The following is a 20,138-nucleotide window of genomic DNA, read 5'->3' on the forward strand; positions in this document are numbered from 1 at the left end:
AAAACTTTCCGAAGGAAATTTTTCGCATCAGGAGAGCGCTAGCTCGACGAAAAACCTTCTGAAAGAAATTTTTCGCATCAGGAGAGCTTTAATTAGCCTAATAAGGAGTAATAGTAATATGAACAAAGATATGATTTCGGCTTTTACCTTAAAAATTGCATCAAGCAATGGATGTGGATTGATTTCTATTCTTTATGAAATATATGAAGAATATGAGAAGGACGCCATAGAATATTTTAAAGCTGGGAACGTGGACGAAGCAGTTGAGGCACTAAAAAAATGTGCTGAGGTTGTCAGTCATCTCCAGAAGGATTTGAACTTTGAATACAAGGTAAGTTGGAATCTGTACGCGCTGTACGATTATGTTCAGCGAAATGTTAGCAAATCCATATATAAGGCTAATGACGAAGGATTAAAAGAAGCAAAAAAAGTAATGGATAGTCTAGGTGATGCGTTTGGACAAATCGCAAAGGAGGATAAATCAAATCCAATTATGAAAAATACGCAACGAGTAGTTGCTGGAATCACCTATAGTAAGAAATCACTTAACGAAAGTATGGTGGGAAACCAAGTAAATAGAGGCTTTTTGGCATAAATAAAATAATAATCACATGGCTCTCGGCAATGCCGAGGGCCATTTTTGTGCAGAGCTATTATGATAATCAAAATGTTCTCTTAATAATCAGCAATGTGCTGTATTTTTTTATGGCGTCTTTCGCTATGGGAATAGCAGATCTCGCATTCTATAATCGTGTGGAAACGGAGGTGAAAAAGACGGACAAGTTCCTGGTTTGGAGTATTCTGACGACGGCGAACTTATTTGACGCTAGAAACTACAAGATTCCAAATGAGTTAATTATCTTAGGTTATTGCGCAGGGTTATTCCTAAATGTGCAGAACCATCAGATGATGGGAGTTGTCTTCTTTATCGCAAAGGCAATATGGCCGATCCTCTTATTATTTTTGCTGACTGATATAGGAGGTTTGGGAGCTGGTGACGTTAAACTATTTTCTGTAATGGCCACAATGGTGGGAGCCAAAGAAGTAGTGGACACCATGATTTACTCGGTGATGCTTGCTGGCATCATAGCCATATATATTTGTGTAAAGGAAGGACATATAGTTAAAAGAAAGCTTCATTTTTCTCTATATATTACGTTCGCGTTTTTTTTACTGCAGTTCAAATAAAGAGAATAGATGGAGGTATAAATGAAAAATTTGGAAATAGCCTTATGTGACTCCTGTGATGATTACATACTAAAGTTTGCTTCATACATTATGGAGCGAGCAAAGGTAGGAGTTCATATATTTACAACTCCGGAGAGCTTTTATTCAGATGAAGGCGACTATGACTACGCCTTGATTGCTGAGGAATTTAAAGAGGTCATGGAGTTTCGGCCAAAGGGAGTTGTAAAGAACAAATATTACTTGGTTGAAAATCAAGAGAATGAGCAGGACAACAATATTTTCAAATATCAATCTGTTGAAAAAATATTGAACAAGATCCCGATTCTAAAGGAGACAAAAGCTAGTATTAAGAAGTCTAATGAAAAATCTAGAATTATTGGAGTTTATTCTCCAGTAAGTCACGAATTGCAGTTGCCATTTTCTATGGCAATGGCTCAATCATATAGGACAAATGGAAATGTCCTATTCATTGATCTTGAAGAATTGTCAATCATGCCAAAGCTAATTGGTAACCAAAATGATTTCAATTTGATGGATTTTCTATATGAGATTAATACTAACTCAAAAGATGTAAATATATCTAAATACGTACAGAGCTTTATGGGGTTCGATTACATTGAACCATTTGCTAACCCAAGCGAAATAAGTGAAATTGATGAGGATGCATGGAGTATGTTTTTCTCAGTGATTTCTAAGGCATCCTATGATGCTGTAGTTGTGTTATTTGGTAGGGCAATAAATGGATTTTCGAAATTCATAGAAGCTGTGGATAAATTATATATCCTGGGAAAGCCAGGGGATTATTTTAGAAAAGGTCAAGAGTTGTTCTGGAACTATTTAGATAAGCTTGATATTCAGACGGAAAGGCAAGAGGTTATTCTTCCTATGTCTGCAGGAAACTTATCGGATGGTGCTTATAGGATAGAGGAACTTTTGCAAGGGAACCTGGGAGTGTTTGTAAAGAAACTGATTAATGAAAATGGAAAATGTGAGTATAAAATGTGCGGATAATATCGAAGATGAAATTAGAGCTCAAGTAATGGACGAAATCGATTTATCCTACGATGTGTCAGATGAAGAAATTCATAAACTAATAAAAGAAAAAATAATTTTAAAAGCTAGACAATATCCCATTTCACTCAAGAAGAGGCAGCAGATAGAAAGCCATGTTTTTAACTCCTTAAGAAAATTAGATGTACTAGAGGATTTGCTGAATGATGAGGATATTACTGAAATTATGATCAACGGACCGGACCATATTTTTATTGAAAAGGCCGGTAGAGTCATACACTCAAAGGAGAAATTTTCTTCTGAAGAAAAGCTGAATGACATAATACAAAACATAGTTGCAAACAGCAACAAAATCGTAAACGAGTCAAATCCAATAGTGGACACGAGGCTAAAGGATGGCTCGAGAGTAAATATTGTTTTAAAGCCTGCAGCAGTAGACTATAGCATTATTTCTATCAGAAAGTTTCCGAAGGAACAGATGACTATGTCGAAGCTGGAGCAATATGGATCTATTTCAAAGGAGCAGATTCAGTTTTTACAAAAGATGGTAAAGGCTGGATACAACATATTTGTATCTGGTGGAACCGGTAGTGGCAAAACATCCTTTTTGAATGCTTTGGGAGAGTTTATTCCAGAGGACGAACGAGTAATAACCATAGAAGATTCTGCAGAGCTCCAGTTGAAGAAGGTGGAAAACCTAGTCCGACTAGAAGCTAGAAATGCGAATCTAGAAGGTAAAAACGAAATCAGCATTAGGGATTTATTGAAATCAAGCCTTAGAATGCGACCTAATAGAATCATAGTTGGTGAGTGTAGAGGTGCAGAAGCGCTGGAAATGCTTCAAGCTTTTAACACAGGTCACGACGGGAGTTGCTCGACGGGCCACAGCAATTCATGTAAGGATATGCTGTCACGTCTTGAGACCATGGTGCTTATGGGGGCGGAAATTCCGTTGCCGGCCATAAGGCAGCAGATAGCCTCAGGAATAGATATTATAGTTCAACTTGGAAGGCTTCGTGACAAAAGCAGAAAGCTGCTTGAAATAGCCGAAGTTGAAGGAATTGAAAACAATGAAATAAAGCTAAATACCCTTTACAAGTTTAAAGAACAGGGCGAAAAAGAAGGGAGGATAATTGGCGGATGGGAAAAAGTAGGAAAGCTGATTCACACCGACAAGCTGTACGCAAGCGGTCTCTCCCTAGATTAGCGAAAGCAAATTTAAAGGATTTTGGACAGGCAGTAGCACTGAGCGGAATCATTGCCTATTTGTTTTATAAATCATTGTACGGCTTATTAATAATGCCGATAATTGTGCCTTTTTGGATGAAACTATGTGCCAAGAAGCATGAAGAAGAGCAGATGGCAAAAACGGCAGTAGAGTTTAAAGAGTACATGATGCTTATAGTGACTTCGCTACAGGCAGGGTACTCACTAGAAAAATCTCTTTTGCAGTCCGAAAAGGAGCTGAGTCGACTTTATTCCAAGGATGCAGTGATTATAGGCCCTGTTCATATAATGAATCAAAAAATAGCAATGAATATCCAGGTTGAAAAGGCATTTGAAGAATTTGCAAATGCTATAGGCCTTGATGATGCCATGAGCCTTGCAGAAATTATTGCATTCGCAAAACGAAGCGGTGGTAACTACGGCAAGAATATTCATGATACAGCTATAAAGATAGAAGAGAATTTAGCAGTCAAAGAAGAGATAGAAACCATAACAACCGAAAAGCGATTAGAGCTAAAGGTTATGTGTGTAATGCCAATGGGAATCTTAGCTTATATTTCTATAACTTCAAAAAGCTTTATTGCTCCCTTGTATGGTAATTTGTTAGGAATTTTTGTTATGACAATATGCCTGATTATATACGGAATATTGATTTTGATAGGAAGAAAGATAATTACCATAAAGGTTTAGAAAGGAATATAGGTTGAAGAATATAAAAATCATTCTCATAGCAATAGTAGCGTTGGGAGTTCTCCTGTTGGTTGTTGATTATAGGGCTACAAAGGTTAATTTTGATGGACGGCTCGAACGAAATGCGGTAGGCGGTTCAGCTAGACGCGAAACATTGAATCTGAGCTTTTTAGAGGAAAATCAAGAGCTGGAAGTAGAGGTATCCCCTAAGGGTATGTCTGAAAAGGAGATAGAACAGGCCTTTGAGACTGCAGTTGCAGAAATTGATAAAACCTACCTAGGTGAAAATGTCAGTGCCAATGCAGTAAGTCATAATCTGGTTTTAAAGGATAGCTATGCAAATGGCTTAGTAGAGGCGGAATGGACATTTGATAAATTCGGATACATTTCCGAAAAGGGAGTAATCAATAAGGATAAGGTCCCAAAGGATGGCCAATTAATAACCCTTACTGCAAATATGTTTTGCCAGGAAGCTCAGCGAATATACAGCTTTTGTCTAGTGGTTGTACCGCCTGGATTAGATACAACAGAAGGCCAATTAGATGCAATAAAAAATGCTGTGAAAGAAGTGGATGAAAGTAGTCAAAAGGAGGATGTGCTGGTTCTCCCTAATCAGGTGGCTGATATGAAGCTTACCTGGAAAAAGAAAATGAATTACCGAGGTCTACAAATTATCATACTTGGTTTCATTACTGTTGCAGGGATAACGCTAGGTAAAAAGAAGGATCAGCAAAAGCTAAAGAATCAAATGATTGATGAGATGGATATTGATTATCCAATGATTGTAAGTGAGCTCTCCATATTAATGGGAGCAGGTATGAGCTTTAGAAAAGCCTTAGAGCGAATGGTTGTTAAATATAGCAATAGCTTAAAAAACGGCAAAACTCAGAAGAGACCGGGCTTTGAGCAGATGCTGGTTACCTATAGGCGAATGACAGATGGATTAAGTGAAATCCAAGCCATAGAAGAGCTTGGAGCAAAATGCGAAAGCAAAAATTATAGAAAGCTGTCAATGTTGCTAAGTCAGAATCTAAGAAAGGGTTCAAAGGATTTGATAGATTGTTTGGAAAAAGAACAGCAGAACGCCTTTGAGCTAAGAAAACAAAGGGCAATCAGAGCAGGTGAGGAGGCATCAACAAAGCTGCTGATTCCAATGGCGGGGATGTTGTTTATTGTAATTGTCATTCTTGTTATACCTGCTGTGCTTCAAATAAATATTTAAAAGAGAGGAAAGAAACATGTATTTAATAAAGAATAAGATAAAGAAATTTCTAATTGAAGAAGATGGAATTGGTACCGTTGAGATGATACTTATCCTGGTTGTTCTCATTGGACTTGTTATCATCTTCAAAACACAGTTAACAGAGCTTGTTAACAGCATATTTGAGAAAATCAATAGTCAAGCTGGTAGAGTGTAGTGCTTAAAGGTTCGTTAACGGTATTTTTGTCTTTAATCATGGTGTCAGTAATGACCCTGATATTTGCTATGTCTGAATTGGTTCGTTTGGTTTCAATAGACCAGCTGGCCCAGGAATATACAGACATGGCAGTGGAGAGTGCGTTTTCAGAATACAATCCCTACCTTTGGACAAACTACAGGATATTGGCAATAGATTTAGGATACGGGACAGAAAATGTAGGTCCTGAAATGTTTGAAACTAAAATTGCTGATTACTGTCAGGTGAATTCAGATGTGGAAGAAGGAAATAACTATGGTCGTCTACCTGTGGCCAGTTGTCAGGCTTTGAAATATGGTTTGCTAACAGATAAAAGCGGCCAGCCAGTAGTAGAGCTTGGCGTAAAGGCTGCGGGGGAAGGCTTGGCAGCCCAGATAATTGATGGAGTCCAAGGCAATATTGATGAAATAAATGGAGTTGAAAAAGTAGAGGTTGAGGAGCAGGCAAGCTCTGGAAATAAAGAATTAGAGAATGCCAAGGCTGCTAATGCGGAAGCAAAAAGAAGAGCAGCTGAAGACCACAACCCGCAAACGAATCCATCTGATTATCCTGACCCAGGCAGTGTGGAGGACGACCCATTTGATGCATTTGATGTTTTAAAGGAATCCGCATCCACAGGCTTGCTATCAATGGTGGTAGCAACAGATAAAGTGTCAAACCTAGAAATCGATGTAGATAACATGCCAAGTGCCAGACAGTTAAATGTAGGCAATCTAGAAATAGAAGCTGATACAGGGATGATTGATAAAGCATTGTTTATTGACTATTTAATGACGAATTACAGTAGCTATAACAATAGCTTGAAGCATGATGGCATCCAGTATGAGGTGGAATATTTAATAGCTGGAGCCCAGTCAGATACACAAAATCTTGCGGCGGTGGTGGGAGAGATTCTGCTGCTTAGAGAAGCTGCAAATTTTGCCACCATAATGAACAATACCCATCTAAATCTTCAAGCTGAAGCAGTAGCTGATACCCTCGCAGGATTTACCATGAATCCCGCTATTATTAAGGCGGTGAAGTTAGGTTTAATAGCTGCATGGGCATATGCAGAAAGCATACTTGATTTACGATTGTTACTCTCTGGCGGTAAGGTGCCTATAGTCAAAAATTTAGATCAATGGACATCAGACATTTACCATTTGTCCCAGATAGCAAATTTAAATACAAAAGCGAAGGATTGCAGCAGCGGAATGAGCTATGACGCATATCTTATGGCTTTTCTAGCGCTAAATTCAAACGAAACACTTGGAATGAGAGCACTGGACGTTATGGAAAATGCATTGGCACAAACAGAGGATTACAAAACTGTAAAGATGGACAATATGCTTTATGCTGCAGAAATAGAATTAAGCTTTGCTCCAGAAGAAATGTTTTTGTCACTACTGGACAGCAGTAGAGGAGCAGAAGGTTACAGCATAGCAAAAAGAAAATTCCTGACATATTAAAAAGGAGAGGAGGTGTAAAAAGGTGTCTCTAACAATCAAAAATTTATTTTTTCCCCATAAATCTAATACTAAAAAATATACAACAATCAAATCGCCTATCTGTATACAATCAAAAGAGATGCCTTTTTATGCCTCCTCTAAAAAGGCAAGCTACACAATTGAAGCGGCAATCATAATGCCCCTTTTTATAACGATGATGATTTTTGGAGTATTTCTTTTTCGAGTTATACAAGTGCAAACGGGAGTGCAGCAGGCCATAGATATCTCCAGTAGAACTATGGCAGTGACTCTTGGAAATGTTCTAAACGAGGGTGAGTCAGACAAAGATGTTGAACCATCTGAACAAAATCCTAGCAGCGAAGCGCTTTTGGTGGCAACGATTGCCATGTCAGAAGCAGAAATATTGGAAAAGTCAGTACCTGCTGAATTTGTAGATGGCGGATATGCTGGTTTTAATTTTCTGGAGAGTAATGTTGAAGGAAATTATATAGATTTAAAAGTCAATTATACTATGACATTTCCGGTTGGATTGTTGGGAGACTACTCCTTTGAAGTCAGTCAAAGAGCAAGAAATAGGAAATGGGTAGGTTACGATAAGGCTGAGAATACCGTGGATTCACAATATGTGTACATTACGGATCACGGAGAGGTTTACCACTCAAGCTGTAACTGCACCTATTTGAGGCCATCAGTACACCGAAAGCCAATTGAGGAGTTGGCAACTGCTAGAAATATGGGTGGGGCAATTTATTATGAGTGCCAACGATGTAAAAACACCGTAGCCCACGATTTTGTATTTTTGACAGATTACGGAACTGCATATCATAACGATGCCAATTGTACAGAGATAAAGCACAACATTAAAAAGGTTTTATACGAAGAGGTCAAGGACACCATGAGGCCCTGCAGCAAATGTGGGAAAGTTTACGAATAGGATACTTAAATGAGAGAAATAGGATTAATTTGCCTGTTTGGCTTTACATCCTTTGATGATATAAAAACCAAACAGGTTAGAGTGTTAGAGCTGATAGTTTTTGGATTGCTTGGAATAATTATTAATTTCATAAGTCCTTCGATTACCTTAAAAAGCATTGCTGGCGGGGTAGGGATAGGACTAGTACTATTTTTGATTAGTCATATTACGAAGGAAAAAATTGGCAAAGGGGACGCTATCATCATAGCGATTACTGGCTTATATCTTGGATGGATAAATACGCTGGTTTTGCTGTGGATTAGCTCAATATTTGCATTGATTGCCGGAGTAATAATTATTAAAAAATACGGATTAAGGACAGATCATGAGATTCCCTTTATTCCATTTTTAACACTTGGGTATTTATCCATGTATTTAATTCGTTTTATAGGGAGCGTATTTTTATGAGATTAAAAGCCAGCTACACAGTGGAGGCAGCAGTTATTATTAGCTTTAGTTTTATTGTGTTTGGTATGGCTGTAGGAGTTGTCTATGAAGTGTTTCAACAGTGTGTATCCTATCCAGCTGAACACGGCAGTTCCTTTGACGCAATCCAATTATTCAGACTAAAAGAAGCTTTAATGGGAGTTATAAATGCAGTAAAGGATTAGTTATATGGAAATTAACTATACACGAAAACACAATGATAGTGTTATGTCGATTGTAGGTCAGGTTGATGCAGTAGATTACGAAAAGAAAATGATAGAGGCAAACAAGATTGGCCTATTACTGGATTTTTCAGTTATGGAAATTAATGGTATGACACATTATAACTACACCATCAGTCGAATGGAAAATGTGGAAGACTATTTAGAAGGAATGAACTTTTCGCTAGAAGCCATAGAAAAAATCGTAATCAATTTGCAAATCGCCCTGTCCGAATTAGAAAAATATTTAATTGATGAAAACCATATTCTTCTAAGAAAAGAAACCCTGTTTTTAGAGAGAGCTAACGGTAGCGTTAGGATTCAGCTATGTTACTATCCAGTAGACAATGGCACCATACAGGAACAATTTAGAGGGCTGATGGAATATATTATTACCCATATTGATAGTGGTGACAGAAAAAATGCTGAAAAGATTTTTGGGCTATATGACATCTGTGTGAAGGATGATTACACCTTAGAAGAACTTAGGGATTTCATACAAGAAAACAAAGAAGAAGAGCCGGAAATAATTGTAAATAAAATTGAGCTTGAACCTACAAGCACTCAAAGTACTGAGGATTGGCAGGAGCCAAATAATGATTTTAGCGAAAATCTATATGACTTATATCCTCAGGAAGAAAAGAAAAATATATTCTCGGAATTGTTTGCAAAGGTCAAAGGTTCATTTGGAAAAAATGGCACCCAGTCATTTACAAAATCTTTAAAATTCGAAGATTTTATAGTAGAGCCATCTGAGGAAATCGAAGAGAAAACAGTCTTGTTAAAAGACGCAGTTCCGGCAGGAAAATTGGTATACGACGGCCAAAGTGATGAGGAGAACTTTATTATCACGAAGGACATTTTCAGAATTGGAAGTGGGAAAAATAATGATGCAGTCCTTCATTCTAGAGCAGTTAGTTCAACTCACGCCAAAATATACCGGGAAAATGGTAGTTATTTTCTAGAGGATTTAAATTCCTTAAATGGTAGCTTTGTGGGAAGCAACCTTTTGGAGTACAAGAATAGAGTAAAATTAAAAACAATGGATGTTATCAGATTTGCTGATGTGCAGTTTGTATTTATGTAAGCAATTTATTGTTATAATCCCCTATATTTGGTACAATAGTCTAGGTTTCGGGTGTTTGTACCCAATTATAGTTAGGAGATATATAAATGGGAATCATTGATAAGGTATTTGGCACACATTCTGAGCGCGAGCTCAAAAGAATCAAGCCAATCGTGGATAAAATAGAATCCTACAGGGATGACATGGGCAAGCTCTCTGATGAGCAGCTTCGTGACAAGACTACAGAATTCAAGGAGCGTCTTGTTAAGGGTGAGACATTAGATGACATTCTTCCAGAGGCTTATGCTGTTGTCCGTGAGGCAGGCAAGCGTGCCCTTGGTATGGAGCACTTTAGAGTACAGCTCATCGGTGGTATTATTCTCCATCAGGGTCGTATTGCAGAGATGCGTACTGGTGAAGGAAAGACACTTGTATCTACACTTCCAGCATATCTTAATGCTCTTGAGGGCAAGGGTGTTCACATCGTTACTGTTAACGATTACCTTGCTAAGCGTGATGCTGAGTGGATGGGTGAGGTTCACCGTTTCTTAGGCCTTACAGTTGGTGTCGTTTTAAATGATATGACAAAGGAAGAGCGTCAGGCTGCTTACAATTGTGATATTACATACATCACAAACAACGAGCTTGGTTTCGACTATCTTCGTGACAATATGTGTGTATATGAGAAGGACCTCGTTCAGAGAGGACTTCACTACTGCATCATCGACGAGGTTGACTCAGTTCTTATTGATGAGGCTCGTACACCACTTATCATTTCAGGTCAGTCAGGCAAGTCTACTAAGCTCTACGAGCTTTGCGATGTTTTAGCTCGTCAGTTAAAGCGTGGTGAAGATTTACCAGAATTCTCTAAAATGGATGCCATCATGGGCGTTGAGAGAAATGAGACAGGTGACTTCATCGTTGATGAAAAGGACAAGGTTGTTAACCTTACAGCACAGGGTGTTGAAAAGGTTGAGCAGTTCTTCCATATTGAGAACCTTGCAGATCCAGAGAATCTTGAGATTCAGCACAATATTATCCTTGCACTTCGTGCTCACAATCTTATGTTCAAGGATCAGGATTACGTTGTTTCAGATGGTCAGGTAATGATCGTTGATTCGTTTACAGGACGTATCATGCCAGGTCGTCGTTACTCTGATGGTTTACATCAGGCTATCGAGGCAAAGGAGCATGTTGAGGTTAAGCGTGAGTCTATGACTCTTGCTAACATCACATTCCAGAACTTCTTCAACAAATACGACAAGAAGGCTGGTATGACAGGTACTGCTCTTACAGAGGAGCAGGAGTTCCGTGATATCTATGGAATGGACGTTGTTGAGGTTCCTACAAACAGACCTGTTCAGCGTATCGACCATGATGATGCCGTTTACAAGACAAAGGCTGAAAAGTACAAGGCAGTTGTTGAGGAAGTTAAAAAGGCTCATGCCAAGGGACAGCCAGTACTTGTTGGTACTATTGATATTGATATTTCAGAGCTTGTATCTAAGATGCTTCGCAAAGAGGGCATTGAGCACAACGTACTTAATGCAAAGTTCCATGAAAAGGAAGCTGAGATTGTAGCCGAGGCTGGTAAGCACGGCGCTGTTACAATTGCCACTAACATGGCTGGTCGTGGTACTGATATCAAGCTTGATGAGGAGGCTCGTGCAGCAGGTGGTCTTAAAATTATCGGTACAGAACGTCACGAATCTCGTCGTATAGACAATCAGCTCCGTGGACGTTCAGGTCGTCAGGGTGATGTTGGTGAATCACAGTTCTTCATCTCACTTGAGGATGATCTTATGAGACTCTTCGGTTCAGAGAGACTTATCACTATGTTCAACGCTCTTGGTATTCCAGAGGGTGAGCAGATTAAACATAAAATGCTTTCAGGTGCCATCGAAAAGGCTCAGAAGAAGATTGAGGAAAACAACTTCTCAGCTCGTAAGAACCTTCTTGATTACGATCAGGTTATGAATGAGCAGAGAGAGCTTATTTACGCTCAGAGACGTAGAGTTCTACAGGGAGAGGATATGCATGATCAGATTCTCTCAATGATTCGTGATAAGGTTGACGAGTGTGTAGAGAAGACTATTCCAGATGATGTGGAAAAAGAACTTTGGGAGTTACCAGAGCTTAATCATCTCCTTTGCCCAGTTATTCCAGTGCCAGTTATGACACAGCTTTCTATTGGCAACATCAAGAACAAAAAGGAGCTTAAAGAAAAGCTTACAGACATCGCTCTCAAAATGTACGATGCAAAGGAAAAGGAATTCGAACAGCCAGAACAGTTTAGAGAGGTTGAGCGAGTTATCCTCCTTAGAGTTATCGACCGTAAGTGGATGGAAGAAATCGATGACATGGAGCAGCTTCGTCAGGGTATTCGTCTCCAGGCATACGGTAACCGTAATCCTATCGATGAGTACAAGGCAGCCAGCTACGATATGTTGGATGCAATGAATGCATCAATTATCAACGATACACTTACAATGCTTTACAGAATTCGTATCGAGAAGAAGGTAGAGCGTGAAGAAGTAGCCAAGGTTACAGGAACAAACAAGGATGAGTCAGCTACTCGTGCACCAAAGAAGCGTGCCGAGAAGAAGATTTTCCCTAATGATCCATGTCCATGCGGCTCAGGATTAAAGTATAAGCTTTGCCATGGTCGTGTGAAATAATATGAATCAATTAGAAGAATACTACAATAAATTCAACGAGGATAAACGCCTTAACAGCCGTCACGGCAAAATGGAGTTTATCGTTACAATGAAATATGTTCATAAGTATTTGGATGTTTTAACAAAGGAAATGGGGATGTCTAAATCAGACATCTCCATTTTAGATATAGGCGCCGGAACAGGTCGCTACAGTATTCCTCTTTACGAAGAGGGCTATGATGTGACTGCAGTAGAGCTTGTTAAGCATAATCTTGGCATGCTCAAGGCAAAAGGTAGCGGAGTTAAAGCATTTCAGGGCAACGCATTGAAGCTCAAGCGTTTTGATGCAGACACCTTTGATTTCACATTACTCTTTGGCCCAATGTATCATCTAAAGACAAAGGAAGAACAGCTACAGGCTCTCTTAGAGGCCAAGCGTGTTACAAAGCCTGGTGGATATATTCTTGTAGCTTATGTTATGAACGAATACGCTTTTCTTACCTATGGTATTAAGGAGGGGCATGTTTTAGAAAACATAGCAGATGGCAAGCTTGACGATACATTCCATGTTCGCCCTGGTGAGGATGACCTCTATATGTTCATGAGAACAGAGGATATCGAGGCATTAAATGCCGAGGCAGGGTTAGAGAGAGTTCAGATTATCTCTCCAGATGGTCCAGCAAACCACATGCGCCGTGAGGTTAATGCCCTTACAGAAGAGCAGTTTCAGCAGTTTATCAATTACCAATTAGCAGTTTGTGAGAGAGCTGATTTGCTTGGTGCATCTGCACATACAGTAGACATACTTAGAAAATAACTTTATTTATCCTTCGGTATATCGCCGAATTTCCCACTATTTATTAATAAAACAATGACCATAAACTTGGGTCCTATGCAAAGGACCTTAGTTTTTGATGGAAATTTTAGAAGAAATAGAAACAAAGAGGATAAAGAATTATGGAAGTTACGAATAAATTAATAGAACAAATTAACGAGAAGCTTGAAAAGCACTATGTTACTATAAGCCAGGTGAAAAAGAATAATGTTGAAAAAAAGGGTATAACAATCATCCCTAAAGAAGGCAACAGAACAGTATGTCCTACTGTTTATGTAGATGATATCAGTACATTTAGTGAAGTAATGGAGATTGTTAGAGCAGCAGCGGATATTGAAGCTCCAGTTCTTGATATAGAAAAGCTAACTTCAAGAGAATATATTACCAATAACTTGAGAGCAGCTGTAATATCAAGGGATAATGTGATTTTAGAAGATGAGGATGTTGTTTATCGTCCATTTTTAGATATGGCAATTATTTATAGAATTGTTGTGCCTGCACCAGCAACTGGGCAAATAGGCACAATTCTACTGAAAAAAAGCATGCTAGAAAATAGTGGAATAAAGGAAGTGGAACTCTATGAGATTGCAAAAGCTAATAGAGAGTACCAGGTCAAGACTTTGTTTGAAATGCTTTACGATATCACAGGAGTGGATTACGAAGCTAAATACAAAGACGATGCGCCTGAAGTATATGTAGTGACTTCTTTAGACAGAAGATTAGGAGCATCAATTTTATTTACAGACCTATTTAAAGAAGTAGGTGAAAAAATTAGTGAAAAGGTATATGTAATCCCATGCAGCATTCATGAGATTCTTTTAGTTCCTTGTGATGAGCGTATTGATATAGATGGCCTGCGAGAATTAGTTAAGTATGTAAATGCGACCGAGGTTTCATTAGAAGATAAGCTAACTGACTCTGTTTATTGCTTGGATGAAAATGGAATTAGCATAGCAGCATAGTGATAATGTACAAAATTGACCATTTCAAATTGTGCAATTCGTACGATTTATCAATAGAACTTTCTGAAAAAGGTGGTATTCTATAGACAACAATTGTTTTACGGTTTTATTTGGAGGTTCTTATGGGTATTTTCAGAGAATTATTTGACAGTGAAGACGGCAAGGTTATGACATTCATAGATTATTTAAAAAGCAGCTACATCGACTAATAGTCGATAGCTGCTTTTGCTTTATTAAAACTAGAAAGATAATGAGGCCTGTGACTCAGCCTTTTTGCGAGGGCTGGTGCCATAGGTCTTTTTGTATGCTCGCAAGAATGTTGAGTAGGTTTTAAACCCCGCAGCTTCAGCTGCCTCTACAATAGATGCACCGGTATTTATAAAGGATTGAGCCAAGGATAGTCTTTTTATGGTAATATAATTCCCAACTGTATATCCAGTTTCCTGTTTAAAGGTATGCATTAAATAATATCTGGATATGTAGAATTGCTCACTAATCGAGTCAACGGATAAATCCTCTGTTAAATGCTGGTTTATGTATTGGATAATGGAAAAGACAGTGCTGCCAGCATAGTTAGTAGAAATATATTCCACCTCGTCGCTTAAAGTAGCTCGATTCAATTCAATCATGAATTCAAGGAAAAGCACCTGCATCAATAGTTCATTGGCGTAGGCATCGTTTCCTAGATTGTTGATGAGCCTGTTTATAGATGCAGCCACAGGAGAATTCTTGAAGGAGCGGAGCCTCAGCACGTGGGTATCATTTTCAATTGCATTTACAAAACAGTAGGATAGATCGTTATTTTCCTTAGAATACTCAGCAAGGAAATCCTTGGAAATATAGATAATGATACGCTCATAAACTGAATTGTCATTAAAAATTGGACGGTGAACCTCTCCAGCATTTACAAAAACAATATCGTCAGGCTGCAAGTCATAGTTTTGTCCTTCGATAGAATATGAAGTGTTGCCTGCCAAATGTATAAGAATCTTGTGGAAATCATGATAATGGAAGTCAATTTCCCCAAGATTTGAGTCAGAAAGATGGAATATTTTAAAGTCAGAATACAAATAACCCTTTTTAAAGAATTCTGTCATTTTGCCTACCTCCATGAATATTTTAATGCAAAATAACACTATTTGCAATATATAGGGCACTATAAACAATTAACATAGAGAAAAGTGCGATGTATACTAAAAATAGTTAAATGACTATCGTTACATACACGCGCTTGTTCACTCAAGAAAGGATAGGATATGAAATTTACAAAAATGCATGGCTGTGGAAATGATTATGTTTATGTCAATCTCTTCCAAGAAAAGCTTGAAAATCCAGCGGAAACATCAATTAAAGTAAGCGACAGACATTTTGGTATCGGCTCGGATGGTCTTATTACAATCGGTCCTAGCGACATTGCAGATTTCAGAATGAGAATATATAACGCAGACGGCTCTGAAGCAGAGATGTGCGGTAATGGAATCCGTTGCGTAGCAAAATATGTTTATGACCACAAGCTTACAGACAAAACTGAGATTTCAGTTGAGTCAGGAGCAGGTATCAAGTATTTGACCCTCTATGTAAAAGATGGCAAGGTTGATCAGGTAAGAGTCGATATGGGCGAGCCAATTCTCGAGCCAGCTCAGATTCCAGTAATATCTGACAAGGATAAAGTCATCGACGAGCCAATCGAGGTTGGTGGCAAAACATGGAATATGACTTGCGTTTCTATGGGAAACCCACACGCCGTTGTTTTTGTAGATGACACAGAGCATTTTGAGCTGGAAAAATATGGTCCACTTTTTGAAAACCATGAGAGATTTCCAAAGCGCACCAATACAGAGTTTGTACAGGTTATTTCAAGGACCGAAGCAAACATGCGAGTTTGGGAAAGAGGTTCTGCAGAGACTTGGGCTTGCGGAACAGGTACCTGCGCCACAGTAATGGCATGTATTTTAAATAAAAAAACAGACAACAAGGTTTTGGTACATCTCAGAGGCGGTGACCTGACAATCGAGTACGATGAGAGTACAAACCACGTATTTATGACTGGCCCAGCCACCGAGGTATTTAACGGAGAAATCGAGGTATAACATGAAATTAGTAGATTTATTAGATAGATTAGATTACGAATTATATGCAGGTGAGCTTGATAGAGAGATTTCTACACTTACATATGATTCTAGAAAAGTTGAGAAGGACAGCGTTTTTGTTTGCATCTCAGGTACAGTAAGAGATGCTCACGACTTTATCCCTGACGTTATCGAAAAGGGAGCTAGCGTCATCATCATCGAAAAGGACGTAGAGCCAGTTGATGGCATTACTTACATCAAGGTAAAAAACAGTCGTGAGGCACTTGCTTACACATCTGCAGCTTACTTTGGTCATCCAGCTGAGCAGCTCAAAACCATTGGTATCACAGGTACAAAGGGCAAAACCACTACTACATACATGGTTAAATCAATCCTTGAGAGCGCTGGCATCAAAACAGGACTTATCGGAACAATCGAGTCTATCGTAGGCGAGGAGCGTATTCCAGCAGTTAACACTACACCAGAGTCATACCGTGTACAGGAGCTTTTCCGCCAGATGGTAGATGCTGGTCTTGATGCAGTTGTAATGGAAGTTAGCTCACAGGCCCTTATGCTTCATAGAGTATCAGGCTTTACATTTGATATAGGCGTATTTACAAATCTTGAGCCAGACCACATTGGTGAGAATGAGCACAAGGATTTCGAGGACTACATGCATTGCAAGAGTCTTCTCTTCAGACAGTGTAAAACAGGTATCTTCAATGGCGATAGCGAGCACATCGAAGGCATTTTAAAAGGTCACACATGCGACGTTGTAAAGTACGGCTACGGAAAAGACAACGACCTTATTGCTGAGAATGTTGAGCTCCTTAACGAGAATGGAGCTCTTGGTGTTAGATACCACATCACTGGCAAGGAAGACATGACAGTAGAGGTAAACGTACCAGGAACATTCTCGGTATATAATTCACTTACTGCAGTGGCTATTTGCAAGCAGTTTAATGTTGCTGAGGACAAAATCAAGGCAGCCCTTATGGATGTACATGTAAAGGGACGTATTGAGCTTATCCCAGTTTCAAAGAAGTTTACAGTAATGATTGATTATGCACACAACGCTATGGCACTTGAGAGCCTGCTTACTACACTCAAGGCTTATGAGCCAGGTCGCTTGGTTTGCTTATTTGGATGCGGTGGAAACCGTGCAAAATCAAGAAGATACGAAATGGGTGAGGTTTCATCAAAGCTTGCTGATTTAACAGTAGTTACATCTGACAACCCACGTAACGAGGAGCCAATGGACATCATCAATGACATTCTTGTTGGTGTGCATAAGGCAGACGGCGAGTACGTAACAATACCTGACCGCAAGGAGGCAATCAGATATTGCCTTACAAATGCAAAAGAGGGCGACATCATCGTTCTCGCTGGTAAGGGACATGAGGACTACCAGGAAATTAAAGGTGTAAAGCACCACATGGATGAGAGAGAATTAATCGCAGATATTATTAAGGAGGACGGTCATGACATTATTTAGAGGTGCAGGAGTAGCGCTTATTACTCCATTTAATGACGATGAAACTGTAAATTATGACATGCTTGGTACTCTTATTGACAGACAGATAGAGGGCGGCACTGACGCTATCATTGTATGCGGCACAACAGGCGAGCCAGCTACAATGAGCGAGGAAGAAAAGCTTTCTGTAATTGACTTTACAGTAAAGCGCGTTAATCATAGAATCCCTGTTATTGCAGGCTCTGGCGGCAACTCTACTAGACTTGTAATTGATTTTTCAAAAAAGATCGAAGCACTTGGTGTAGATGGACTTCTTATTGTTACACCATTTTACAACAAGGCTACACAGCAGGGACTCTACGAGCATTATACAAAAATTGCCAAGGCAATCGATTTACCTATTATCATGTACAACGTTCCTAGCAGAACAGGTTGCAATATCCTTCCTGAGACAGCCATGAGACTTGGACTTGAAAATCACAATATTGTAGGTATCAAGGAAGCCTGCGGAGATATTTCCCAGATTACAAAGCTTGCCAGCCTTTGTAGAGGATGCCTCGATATTTACTCAGGCAATGATGACCAGGTTATTCCAATCCTTTCATTAGGCGGAGTTGGCGTTATCTCTGTCCTTTCAAATGTTGCTCCAAAGGGCACACATGACATGGTTATGGAGTATTTAAATGGTCACGAGGCAAAGGCTAGAAAGCTCCAGCTGGACTACCTTGAATTAGTGGATGCACTTTTCTGCGAAGTAAATCCAATCCCTGTTAAATCCACAATGAATATGTTAGGATTTAATGTAGGAAGTCTTAGACTTCCACTAACAGAGATGGAGGAGGAGCATAAGGTTCAGATGAGCAAATTGCTCAGCAGAATGCCACAGGAAATGCTCGCATAATTTTGGAGACTAACTATTTCAAGCCAACCAAAACACCAATTACATACATAATAGTGGCAATTAATATAATTGTCTTTATTGTGCTGGAAATAATGGGCGATACTACAAATGGCATCTTTATGTTATACAACGGTGCCATGAATCCCGATTACATTCTTGATAATGGGGAGTGGTATCGTCTTTTTACGTCTACATTTATGCATTTTGGTATCGAGCATTTAGCTAATAATATGCTCTTATTATTTTTATTAGGACAAATATTTGAAGAGGCAGTAGGACCTACCAGATTCCTTGGTATTTACCTTGGATCAGGTCTGACTGGCTCTTTTTTGTCGTTCTTTATGATGTGCCTCATGGGGCAAAATGATATTGTAGCAGGAGCCTCAGGTGCAATATTTGGAATCATCGGAGGCATGATAGTGGTAATTCTTGTAAACAGAGGCAGATATCAGGGAATCAGCACCAGACGAATGCTTTTCATGGCAGTGCTCACCCTGTACTTTGGATTTGCAACCTCAGGAACGGACAATGTAGGACATGTAGGAGGGTTGGTAGCAGGAATTATATTAACATTCCTTAGCTATGGGCTAACAACGATTATAAAACGTAAGCATTCAAAAATGCTTCAATAACTAATATACAATAAAGCGAGGCGCTAATATGAAAAATTCAACTGTTAGCGTACGTGTTGAGGATAATATAAAACGTGAAGCCGAGGATATTATGCAAAGGTTGGGGCTGTCAATGTAACTGCGACGCTATTTATCTATATTGCGGTTATGTTGACAGTTTTATATTTTGTAAAACATTGTATTGCAAATGTAAAACATTGGGTGTATTCTATGATTAGAAGGAGGTAGTTGATTATGGCAGCTACAGCAGTAAAAGATACAAATTTCAATATGAGAATGAATAAGCAGAAAAAGGTTAGGTTAGAAGATTTATATGGTAACCTTGGCATGACTCTAGCAGAAGCAGTAAATATATTTTTTGAAAAATCATTAATGGAAGGTGGCATTCCTTTTGATGTTAGAATGCCACGCTATAATAAAGAAACTGAAGAAGCTATACAAGAGGCCAGAGATATAATGTCTGGTAAAGTATCAGCTAAGTCTTATTCTTCTTCTAAAGAATTATTTGAGGAGCTTGATGAAGAATAATGAAATATACATTACAACCTACCACTAAATTCAAAAAGGATTACAAAAGATGTAAAAAACGTGGTTATGACATGGATTTATTGTCTGAAGTCATTGATACTTTATTAGATGGTAAAGAATTAGATGAAAAGTATTATGACCATCCGTTGCGTGGTAATTATGAGGGTTTCAATGAATGTCATATCTTATCAGACTGGCTTTTGATTTACGCTAAAAATGAAAACAAACTAATACTTACTGCTTCCAGAACAGGAACTCATAGCGATTTATTTGACGAATAACCATCTCAATCGAGGTGGTTTTTCTTTTTTTAACAGAGATGGTTTGAGAACGATTTTATCAGGTGGTATTTCTTCTACACCAAGCAATGTAA

At 38.8% G+C, this 20,138-nt stretch carries 22 protein-coding genes; 21 read left to right on the forward strand and 1 reads right to left on the reverse strand.

The features are described 5' to 3' along the window. The first annotated feature begins 118 nt into the window (after nucleotides 1–118). From E7276_RS05030 to E7276_RS05100, 15 genes are all read left to right on the forward strand, one after another. Nucleotides 119–595, forward strand: coding sequence for a flagellar export chaperone FliS (locus E7276_RS05030; protein ID WP_294214525.1), 477 nt, complete (start codon nucleotides 119–121; stop codon nucleotides 593–595). 125 nt (nucleotides 596–720) lie between these two features. Then, nucleotides 721–1,188 carry a prepilin peptidase gene (locus tag E7276_RS05035; RefSeq protein WP_294214527.1) on the forward strand — a complete coding sequence of 156 codons (468 nt, stop codon included), beginning with the start codon at nucleotides 721–723 and terminating at the stop codon, nucleotides 1,186–1,188. 21 nt (nucleotides 1,189–1,209) lie between these two features. Further along, a complete protein-coding gene (locus E7276_RS05040) occupies nucleotides 1,210–2,199 on the forward strand; it encodes a hypothetical protein (RefSeq protein ID WP_294214529.1) in 990 nt (329 codons plus the stop codon). After that, nucleotides 2,168–3,406: a CpaF family protein gene (locus E7276_RS05045; RefSeq protein WP_294214669.1), complete on the forward strand. Its 1,239-nt coding sequence runs from the start codon at nucleotides 2,168–2,170 to the stop codon at nucleotides 3,404–3,406. The genes E7276_RS05040 and E7276_RS05045 overlap by 32 nt, the downstream gene beginning before the upstream one ends. Continuing rightward, entirely contained in the window at nucleotides 3,340–4,116 is a 777-nt protein-coding gene (locus E7276_RS05050; protein WP_294214532.1) for a type II secretion system F family protein, read from the forward strand. The genes E7276_RS05045 and E7276_RS05050 overlap by 67 nt, the downstream gene beginning before the upstream one ends. Before the next feature lie 13 nt (nucleotides 4,117–4,129). Then, nucleotides 4,130–5,338, forward strand: coding sequence for a type II secretion system F family protein (locus tag E7276_RS05055; RefSeq protein ID WP_294214534.1), 1,209 nt, complete (start codon nucleotides 4,130–4,132; stop codon nucleotides 5,336–5,338). Nucleotides 5,339–5,354: 16 nt separating this feature from the next. Continuing rightward, entirely contained in the window at nucleotides 5,355–5,534 is a 180-nt protein-coding gene (locus E7276_RS05060) for a Flp1 family type IVb pilin (RefSeq protein WP_294214536.1), read from the forward strand. After that, nucleotides 5,534–7,021 carry a DUF5702 domain-containing protein gene (locus tag E7276_RS05065; protein WP_294214537.1) on the forward strand — a complete coding sequence of 496 codons (1,488 nt, stop codon included), beginning with the start codon at nucleotides 5,534–5,536 and terminating at the stop codon, nucleotides 7,019–7,021. Before E7276_RS05060 ends, E7276_RS05065 begins: the two co-directional genes overlap by 1 nt. Nucleotides 7,022–7,043: 22 nt before the next feature. Continuing rightward, nucleotides 7,044–7,955 carry a TadE/TadG family type IV pilus assembly protein gene (locus E7276_RS05070; RefSeq protein ID WP_294214539.1) on the forward strand — a complete coding sequence of 304 codons (912 nt, stop codon included), beginning with the start codon at nucleotides 7,044–7,046 and terminating at the stop codon, nucleotides 7,953–7,955. A 9-nt stretch (nucleotides 7,956–7,964) separates the two neighbouring features. Then, complete coding sequence (locus E7276_RS05075; protein WP_294214541.1) at nucleotides 7,965–8,402, forward strand: prepilin peptidase; 438 nt, start codon at nucleotides 7,965–7,967, stop codon at nucleotides 8,400–8,402. Then, entirely contained in the window at nucleotides 8,399–8,605 is a 207-nt protein-coding gene (locus tag E7276_RS05080) for a hypothetical protein (RefSeq protein WP_294214542.1), read from the forward strand. The genes E7276_RS05075 and E7276_RS05080 overlap by 4 nt, the downstream gene beginning before the upstream one ends. Nucleotides 8,606–8,609: 4 nt before the next feature. Then, nucleotides 8,610–9,728, forward strand: a complete 1,119-nt coding sequence (locus tag E7276_RS05085; protein ID WP_294214544.1) for a DUF6382 domain-containing protein — start codon at nucleotides 8,610–8,612, stop codon at nucleotides 9,726–9,728. Nucleotides 9,729–9,814: 86 nt separating this feature from the next. Further along, nucleotides 9,815–12,385, forward strand: coding sequence for a preprotein translocase subunit SecA (gene secA / locus E7276_RS05090; RefSeq protein WP_294214547.1), 2,571 nt, complete (start codon nucleotides 9,815–9,817; stop codon nucleotides 12,383–12,385). A gap of 1 nt (nucleotide 12,386) precedes the next feature. Next, nucleotides 12,387–13,181, forward strand: coding sequence for a class I SAM-dependent methyltransferase (locus tag E7276_RS05095; RefSeq protein WP_294214548.1), 795 nt, complete (start codon nucleotides 12,387–12,389; stop codon nucleotides 13,179–13,181). Nucleotides 13,182–13,321: 140 nt separating this feature from the next. Beyond that, entirely contained in the window at nucleotides 13,322–14,161 is an 840-nt protein-coding gene (locus E7276_RS05100) for a DUF5688 family protein (RefSeq protein WP_294214551.1), read from the forward strand. A gap of 239 nt (nucleotides 14,162–14,400) precedes the next feature. Here the strand turns inward: E7276_RS05100 and E7276_RS05105 are convergent, their stop codons facing one another. After that, nucleotides 14,401–15,258 (reverse strand): AraC family transcriptional regulator, encoded by an 858-nt coding sequence (locus tag E7276_RS05105; RefSeq protein WP_294214554.1) that lies wholly within the window; start codon nucleotides 15,256–15,258, stop codon nucleotides 14,401–14,403. Nucleotides 15,259–15,417: 159 nt separating this feature from the next. Here E7276_RS05105 and dapF point away from each other — a divergent pair, with 159 nt between their 5' ends. The 6 genes from dapF (at nucleotide 15,418) to E7276_RS05135 (ending at nucleotide 20,046) form a co-directional block, all read left to right on the forward strand. Beyond that, a complete protein-coding gene (gene dapF / locus E7276_RS05110) occupies nucleotides 15,418–16,251 on the forward strand; it encodes a diaminopimelate epimerase (RefSeq protein WP_294214557.1) in 834 nt (277 codons plus the stop codon). A 1-nt stretch (nucleotide 16,252) separates the two neighbouring features. Next, nucleotides 16,253–17,725, forward strand: coding sequence for a UDP-N-acetylmuramoyl-L-alanyl-D-glutamate--2,6-diaminopimelate ligase (locus tag E7276_RS05115; RefSeq protein ID WP_294214559.1), 1,473 nt, complete (start codon nucleotides 16,253–16,255; stop codon nucleotides 17,723–17,725). Continuing rightward, a complete protein-coding gene (gene dapA, locus E7276_RS05120) occupies nucleotides 17,712–18,605 on the forward strand; it encodes a 4-hydroxy-tetrahydrodipicolinate synthase (RefSeq protein WP_294214561.1) in 894 nt (297 codons plus the stop codon). The genes E7276_RS05115 and dapA overlap by 14 nt, the downstream gene beginning before the upstream one ends. Nucleotides 18,606–18,607: 2 nt before the next feature. Further along, nucleotides 18,608–19,237 carry a rhomboid family intramembrane serine protease gene (locus tag E7276_RS05125; RefSeq protein ID WP_294214564.1) on the forward strand — a complete coding sequence of 210 codons (630 nt, stop codon included), beginning with the start codon at nucleotides 18,608–18,610 and terminating at the stop codon, nucleotides 19,235–19,237. A 234-nt stretch (nucleotides 19,238–19,471) separates the two neighbouring features. After that, nucleotides 19,472–19,765, forward strand: a complete 294-nt coding sequence (locus tag E7276_RS05130) for a type II toxin-antitoxin system RelB/DinJ family antitoxin (RefSeq protein WP_294214566.1) — start codon at nucleotides 19,472–19,474, stop codon at nucleotides 19,763–19,765. After that, entirely contained in the window at nucleotides 19,765–20,046 is a 282-nt protein-coding gene (locus E7276_RS05135; RefSeq protein WP_294214570.1) for a type II toxin-antitoxin system YafQ family toxin, read from the forward strand. Before E7276_RS05130 ends, E7276_RS05135 begins: the two co-directional genes overlap by 1 nt. The last annotated feature ends 92 nt before the right edge of the window (nucleotides 20,047–20,138 follow it).

This window comes from Pseudobutyrivibrio sp. (assembly GCF_015057185.1).
Classification (GTDB): Bacteria; Bacillota; Clostridia; order Lachnospirales; family Lachnospiraceae; genus Pseudobutyrivibrio.

Bases quoted from the DNA above. Each gene is read 5' to 3' on its own strand.
- E7276_RS05030 (WP_294214525.1), top strand. From the start codon at position 119: ATGAACAAAGATATGATTTCGGCTTTTACCTTAAAAATTGCATCAAGC.
- E7276_RS05035 (WP_294214527.1), top strand. From the start codon at position 721: ATGGGAATAGCAGATCTCGCATTCTATAATCGTGTGGAAACGGAGGTG.
- E7276_RS05040 (WP_294214529.1), top strand. From the start codon at position 1,210: ATGAAAAATTTGGAAATAGCCTTATGTGACTCCTGTGATGATTACATA.
- E7276_RS05045 (WP_294214669.1), top strand. From the start codon at position 2,168: ATGGAAAATGTGAGTATAAAATGTGCGGATAATATCGAAGATGAAATT.
- E7276_RS05050 (WP_294214532.1), top strand. From the start codon at position 3,340: ATGGGAAAAAGTAGGAAAGCTGATTCACACCGACAAGCTGTACGCAAG.
- E7276_RS05060 (WP_294214536.1), top strand. From the start codon at position 5,355: ATGTATTTAATAAAGAATAAGATAAAGAAATTTCTAATTGAAGAAGAT.
- E7276_RS05075 (WP_294214541.1), top strand. From the start codon at position 7,965: ATGAGAGAAATAGGATTAATTTGCCTGTTTGGCTTTACATCCTTTGAT.
- E7276_RS05080 (WP_294214542.1), top strand. From the start codon at position 8,399: ATGAGATTAAAAGCCAGCTACACAGTGGAGGCAGCAGTTATTATTAGC.
- E7276_RS05085 (WP_294214544.1), top strand. From the start codon at position 8,610: ATGGAAATTAACTATACACGAAAACACAATGATAGTGTTATGTCGATT.
- secA (WP_294214547.1), top strand. From the start codon at position 9,815: ATGGGAATCATTGATAAGGTATTTGGCACACATTCTGAGCGCGAGCTC.
- E7276_RS05095 (WP_294214548.1), top strand. From the start codon at position 12,387: ATGAATCAATTAGAAGAATACTACAATAAATTCAACGAGGATAAACGC.
- E7276_RS05100 (WP_294214551.1), top strand. From the start codon at position 13,322: ATGGAAGTTACGAATAAATTAATAGAACAAATTAACGAGAAGCTTGAA.
- E7276_RS05105 (WP_294214554.1), bottom strand. From the start codon at position 15,258: ATGACAGAATTCTTTAAAAAGGGTTATTTGTATTCTGACTTTAAAATA.
- dapF (WP_294214557.1), top strand. From the start codon at position 15,418: ATGAAATTTACAAAAATGCATGGCTGTGGAAATGATTATGTTTATGTC.
- E7276_RS05115 (WP_294214559.1), top strand. From the start codon at position 16,253: ATGAAATTAGTAGATTTATTAGATAGATTAGATTACGAATTATATGCA.
- dapA (WP_294214561.1), top strand. From the start codon at position 17,712: ATGACATTATTTAGAGGTGCAGGAGTAGCGCTTATTACTCCATTTAAT.
- E7276_RS05130 (WP_294214566.1), top strand. From the start codon at position 19,472: ATGGCAGCTACAGCAGTAAAAGATACAAATTTCAATATGAGAATGAAT.
- E7276_RS05135 (WP_294214570.1), top strand. From the start codon at position 19,765: ATGAAATATACATTACAACCTACCACTAAATTCAAAAAGGATTACAAA.